The sequence below is a fragment of the Achromobacter maghribensis genome (assembly GCF_057334215.1).
Window position 1 is genome coordinate 615208 of record NZ_JBHFII010000061.1, and the last position, 5814, is coordinate 621021.

5 protein-coding genes and 1 pseudogene are annotated in these 5814 nt (G+C 66.4%); 4 read left to right on the forward strand and 2 right to left on the reverse strand.

What is annotated here, in order from left to right; genetic code table 11:
- Positions 1 to 119, forward strand: a pseudogene (locus ACE039_RS28805) (FAD binding domain-containing protein); the annotation flags it as partial.
- A 4-nt stretch (positions 120 to 123) separates the two neighbouring features.
- Complete coding sequence (gene paoC, locus ACE039_RS28810) at positions 124 to 2349, forward strand: aldehyde oxidoreductase molybdenum-binding subunit PaoC (RefSeq protein ID WP_485824026.1); 2226 nt, start codon at positions 124 to 126, stop codon at positions 2347 to 2349.
- A gap of 3 nt (positions 2350 to 2352) precedes the next feature.
- Here paoC and ACE039_RS28815 read toward each other — a convergent pair whose 3' ends face one another.
- Positions 2353 to 3249, reverse strand: a complete 897-nt coding sequence (locus tag ACE039_RS28815; RefSeq protein WP_485824027.1) for a LysR substrate-binding domain-containing protein — start codon at positions 3247 to 3249, stop codon at positions 2353 to 2355.
- A gap of 251 nt (positions 3250 to 3500) precedes the next feature.
- Between ACE039_RS28815 and ACE039_RS28820 the strand changes: the two genes are divergently transcribed.
- Positions 3501 to 4286 carry an SDR family oxidoreductase gene (locus ACE039_RS28820; RefSeq protein WP_485824028.1) on the forward strand — a complete coding sequence of 262 codons (786 nt, stop codon included), beginning with the start codon at positions 3501 to 3503 and terminating at the stop codon, positions 4284 to 4286.
- A gap of 46 nt (positions 4287 to 4332) precedes the next feature.
- Complete coding sequence (locus ACE039_RS28825) at positions 4333 to 5268, forward strand: dihydrodipicolinate synthase family protein (RefSeq protein WP_332007851.1); 936 nt, start codon at positions 4333 to 4335, stop codon at positions 5266 to 5268.
- On the opposite strand, the gene ACE039_RS28830 is transcribed toward ACE039_RS28825, so the two are convergent.
- A partial coding sequence (locus tag ACE039_RS28830; protein WP_485824029.1) for an Ldh family oxidoreductase occupies positions 5265 to 5814 on the reverse strand: 550 nt, incomplete at its 5' end. The genes ACE039_RS28825 and ACE039_RS28830 overlap by 4 nt on opposite strands.

A 5814-nucleotide genomic window follows, 5' to 3' on the forward strand; every position in this document is an offset into this window, starting at 1 on the left:
GCTTCGCGCCGGCCGCCGAACGGCTGTTGGCGGGCGCGAAGCCCACCGCCGATAACGCCTTCAAGCTGACGCTGGCCGCGCGGACGCTCAGCGCGGTCTTGACGGAATCGAGGGCCTGACGCAATGAAATTCGATACTCCCGCCACACAGAATCCCATCGATCAGTTGAAAATCGTCGGCCATGGCGTAGACCGCATCGACGGTCCATTGAAGACCACGGGCAAGGCCGTTTATGCATACGAACACCACGACACGGTGCCCGATGCGGCCGTCGGCTATGTGCTTGGCGCTGCGATTGCCAAAGGACGGATCCGCGCCATGGATATCGAAGCGGCGCGGCGCGCGCCCGGTGTGCTGGCCGTGGTCACCGCGCAAAATGCCGGCAAACTGGGCAAGGGAAAAATGAACACCGCCACGCTGTTGGGCGGGCCCGAGATCCAGCATTACCACCAGGCCATTGCGCTGGTCGTGGCCGAAACCCTGGAACAGGCGCGGGCGGCAAGCCGGCTGATCCGGGTGCAATACGAGCGCGCGCCGGGCGCGTTCGACCTGGCGGCCGAGAAAGCCGCCGGCGACTCCGCCGGCAAGAAAACCGGCAAGAAAGCGGGCGGCCAGCCCAAGCCGGACGTGGTGGGCGACTTTGAAGGGGCCTATGCGGCGGCCGCCGTGAAAATCGACCACACCTACCGCACGCCCGATCAATCCCACGCGATGATGGAGCCGCATGCGTCCACCGCCGTGTGGGAGGGCGACGCGCTGACGTTGTGGACATCGAACCAGATGGTCGACTGGGGGCGCAGCGACGTGGCCAAGACCCTGGGTTTGCCCAAGGACAAAGTGCGATTGATTTCCCCCTACGTGGGCGGCGGTTTCGGCGGCAAGCTATTCGTGCGGGCGGACGCCCTTTTGGCGGCGCTGGGGGCGCGCGCCGCGCGGCGGCCGGTCAAGGTCGCGCTGGCGCGTCCGCTGGTCGCCAACAATACGACGCATCGGCCCGCCACGATCCAGCGCATCCGCATCGGGGCCGGGCAGGATGGCAAGATCACCGCGATCGCGCATGAAAGCTGGTCGGGCGACCTGCCGGGCGGCAATCCCGAAGAAGCCGTGCAGCAGACGCGCCTGCTGTACGCCGGCGCCAACCGGCTGACCGCGCTACATCTGATGGAACTGGATTTGCCCGAGGGCAACGCGATGCGAGCCCCTGGCGAGGCGCCGGGGATGATGGCCCTGGAAATCGCCATGGACGAGATGGCCGAAGCACTGGGCATGGATCCCGTGGAATTCCGGGTGCGCAACGACACGCAGGTAGACCCGGCCGCCCCGGCGCGCCCGTTCTCCCAGCGGCGCTTCATCGAATGCCTGCGTATGGGTGCGGCGCGTTTCGGGTGGGCGGAACGCCGCGCGCGCCCCGGCGCAAGCCGGGATGGCCGGTGGCTTGTGGGCATGGGCATGGCGGCGGCGTTCCGCAACAATCTGGTGACCGATTCGGCCGCGCGTGTGCGCCTGGATGCCGCGGGCCAGGTCATCGTGGAAACCGACATGACCGATATCGGCACCGGCAGCTACACCATCATCGCGCAGACCGCGGCCGAGATGCTGGGCGTGCCGCTGGCGAAAGTCATCGTGCGCCTGGGCGATTCGGCTTTCCCGGTGTCGGCCGGTTCCGGCGGGCAGTGGGGGGCCAACAGTTCAACCGCGGGGGTGTATGCGGCATGCCAGAAATTGCGTGCCGCAGTTCTGCAGCGCCTGGGCTTCGCTGCTGACGGGGCGGTGTTCGCGGACGGTTCCGTGACGGAGGCGGGCGGCCGCACGGCGCTGCTGCGGCAGGCGGCCACGGACGGCGACCTGGTCGCCGAGGACGTGCTGGAATTCGGCGACCTGGACAAGCAATTCCAGCAGTCCACGTTCGGCGCCCACTTCGTCGAAGTCGCGGTGGACGCCTACACGGGCGAGACCAGAATCCGCCGCATGCTGGCAGTGTGTGCGGCGGGGCGCATCCTCAACCCGAAGACCGCCCGCAGCCAGGTGATCGGCGCGATGACGATGGGTATCGGCGCGGCGCTGATGGAGGAACTGGCGATTGACCAGCGGGCCGGTTTCTTCGTCAACCATGACCTGGCAAGCTACGAGGTGCCGGTGCACGCCGATATCCCGGTGCAAGAGGTGATCTTCCTGGACGAAACCGACCCCGTGTCGTCGCCCATGAAAGCCAAGGGCGTGGGCGAGTTGGGTCTGTGCGGGGTCGGGGCGGCGATTGCCAATGCGATCACCCACGCCACCGGGGTGCGCGTGCGGGAATATCCCGTCACGCTGGACAAATTGCTGGCGGGGTTGCCAGACCCGGCCTGACGGTCAAGGCGCGCTGGCTCCCGCCATCGTGCCGGCTTGGCCGCTTTCCTCCAGCAGCCAATCCCTGAAGGCGGCGACGGGCGGGGTGGCAAGCTTGTCCGGCGGGGCCAGGAAAAAGTAGCCTGCTCCGGTGCTGAAGGATTCGTCGATGGCGGGCGCCAGAACGCCTTGGCGCAGTTCGTCCTCCACCAGGAAAGTCGGCAGCAGCCCGATGCCGATGCCCGACGCGACGGCCTGGATCAAATGCGTGGTCAGCTCGAACTGGGCGCCCCAGCGCATGGTCCGCACCGGCAGTTCATGCGCTTCGAACCAGCGCTGCCACACCGCCGGTCGGGCCGCCACTTGCAGCAAGCTGTGCTGAGCCAGATCGGCCGGTTTGCGGATAGGGTGGCGGGCCGCCAGCTCAGGGCTGATGACGGGGATGACGTGTTCGTCCATCAGGCGGTAAGACGCCAGCCCCGGCCAATCGCCATCGCCCACGGCAATCACGGCGTCGATGCCGGCCAGATCCAGGTCAAAGCGCGTGACCCGCGAGTGCAGGTGGACCAGGATGCCGGGGTGCTTTTCATAGAACCGGTTCAGCCGGGGCATCAGCCATTTCGCGGTAAAGGTGGGCAGCGCGGCCAGATGAAAGGCGCCGCGCCCGGTCCGGTGCGAGATGGCTTGCAGCGATGCGCTGCGGATGCGTTGCAGCGCCGCTTCCAGTTCCTTCTGATACCGCATGCCGGCTTCGGTCAGCAAGATGCGCCGTTTCTCGCGGCGGAAAAGGGCCACTTCCAGCAGATCTTCCAGCGCCTGCACTTGGCGGCTGACCGCACTTTGCGTCAACGCGAGCTCCGTCGCTGCACGCGTGAAACTGAGATGGCGCGCGCTGGCTTCAAAGGCCAGCAAGAGTGACATGGACGGGGTCAGGCGGCGCGGGTTCATTCTGTAAATACATGACGGGTAGGGGTTCACTATACCGTGCGGCCCGCCTTTTTCTCGCTTTGGATAGGTCTATGACTAGCTGTCATCCTTGGATAGATCATTCATAAAACGAATGATCTACCTGACTATTTTCCGTTTTCAAACCGCCGTTCAATGGCCGAAAATCAAATCAAGCGACGGGCAGATTGCTGCCGGTCTGGATAGGTTCCACGACGGAGGTAAGGATGGATTTGGGTATCACGGGCAAGACCGCGCTGGTGCTGGGCGGCGGCGGCGGGCTGGGTGGCGCCATCGCCGCATCGCTGGCGCAGGAAGGCGCGCGGGTGGTGGTGGCGGATCTGAACCTGGAGGCGGCCACCGCCACGGCGGACCGGATCCAGGCGGACGGGCTGACCGCCTTTCCGATGCAATGGGATCTGCGCGCGCTGGATGCGATCGATAGCCAGGTCGCATGGATCGAGTCCCACGTGGGTGCCGTTGATATCCTGGTCAACAACACGGGCGGGCCGCCGCCCACGCCCTCGTCGGGCCAGACGGCCGATCTATGGCGCGAGCACTTCGAAGGCATGGTGCTATCCGTCATCAAGCTGACCGATCGCGTGTTGCCCGGCATGCGCGAACGGCAGTGGGGCCGGATCATCACCAGCACCTCGTCCGGCGTGATCGCGCCGATTCCGAACCTGGGCATTTCCAATGCGCTGCGCATGTCGCTGGTGGGGTGGTCCAAGACCTTGGCGCGCGAAGTGGGCAAGGACGGCATCACGTCGAACATCGTGTTGCCCGGCCGCATCGCCACCGCGCGTATCTCGTTCCTGGACGAGGCGCGCGCCAAGCGCGAAGGACGCAGCGTGGAGGAGGTCAGCCGCGAAAGCACCGGCAGCATTCCCGTGGGCCGCTATGGCGATCCGAAGGAGTACGGCGACGCGGTGGCGTTCTTGGCCAGCACGCGCGCCAGCTACATCACCGGATCGACGATCCGCGTGGACGGCGGCCTGATCGCCAGTATCTGAACGTAGTCAAAGACACTCGAAGCCAAGCTATTCAAGGATGTTGAAGATGAAACTGACCGCTGACGCCAAGGGCGTATTCCCCATCGCGCCCACGCCGTTTTTCGATGATGGCGCGGTCGACCGCGCATCGATCGACCGGATGATGGATTTCTACCAGTCTTGCGGCGCGACCGGCTTGACGGTGTTGGGCCAACTGGGCGAAGCCCCGAAGCTGGATTTCACGGAATCGCTGGAGATCGCCTCGCAGGTGATCGGCAAGGCGGGCGGCATGCCCATCGTGGTGGGCGTGTCGGCGCCGGGCTTCGCGTCCATGCGCTCGCTGACCCGCGCCGTGATGGACCTGGGCGCGGCCGGGGTGATGATCGCGCCTCCCAACACGTTGCGCACCGACGACCAGATCGTCACCTACTACCACCAGGCGGTCGACGCCATCGGCGACGACGTGCCGTTCGTGCTGCAGGACTATCCGCTGACCTTCTCCGTGCAGATGGCGCCGTCGGTCATCCGGCGCATCGTGACGGACCTGGCCTCGTGCGTGATGCTCAAGCATGAAGACTGGCCGGGCCTGGAAAAGATCTCGGCGCTGCGCCGCTTCGAGGCCGAGGGCGCGATGCGCCATATCTCGATCCTGTGCGGCAACAACGGCCTGTTCCTGGACTACGAAATGGCGCGCGGCGCCGATGGCGCCAACACCGGCTATTGCTTTCCCGACATGCTTTGCGACTTCGTGAAATGGGTGGGCGAGGGCAAGACGGAAGCGGCGCACGACCTGTTCGATGCGCACCTGCCGCTGTTGCGCTACGAACAGCAACCGGGCGTGGGGCTGGCGGTGCGCAAGTACGTGATGATGCGCCGCGGCATCTTGTCCAGCGCGGCTCAGCGCCGCCCGGGCGGCGCGCTGACGCCCGCAGCGAAGGCCGAGGTGGACCATCTGCTGACCCGCCTGGGCAAGCACGATCCACGCGCGAAGAACCTGGTTTAAGCCCCCAGCGCCCGGACTTCGTCGTACAGCGCCCGGCTGACCCAGACGCCTTCCTGCTCGCTCTTGGCGCGGGCCTTGAAGCGGCGCTCGGAGGGCAGGCGGGCGCCTTGGCCAGCGATGGCGTCCAGCATGGCTTCGGCACCGGCGTCGTTCAGGGTGCGCTGCCCCCGGCCAAGAATGCCGGGGTCCAGCGCGATCAGCAGTTCTCCGTGCAGCGGCGTGCCCTTCGCGCCGGCGTCGAACGCCTGCGATTGCAGGCTGGTCCAGTCACCGATCAGGGGGCCGGCCAACAGTTCGATCATGGTGGATAGCGCCGAACCCTTGTACGAACCGAAGGTCAGCATCGCGCCGGCAAGGCCGGCAGCGGCGTCTGTGGTCGGCTGCCCGTTTGCGTCAATCGCCCAGCCTTCGGGGATCGGCTTGCCGGTGCGGCGGTGCAGTTCGATCTCGCCGCGCGCCACCATGCTGGTGGCGAAGTCGAACACGTACGGGTTGCCCGCCGGGCGCGGCCAGGCGAATGCCAGCGGATTCGTGCCGAACACGGGC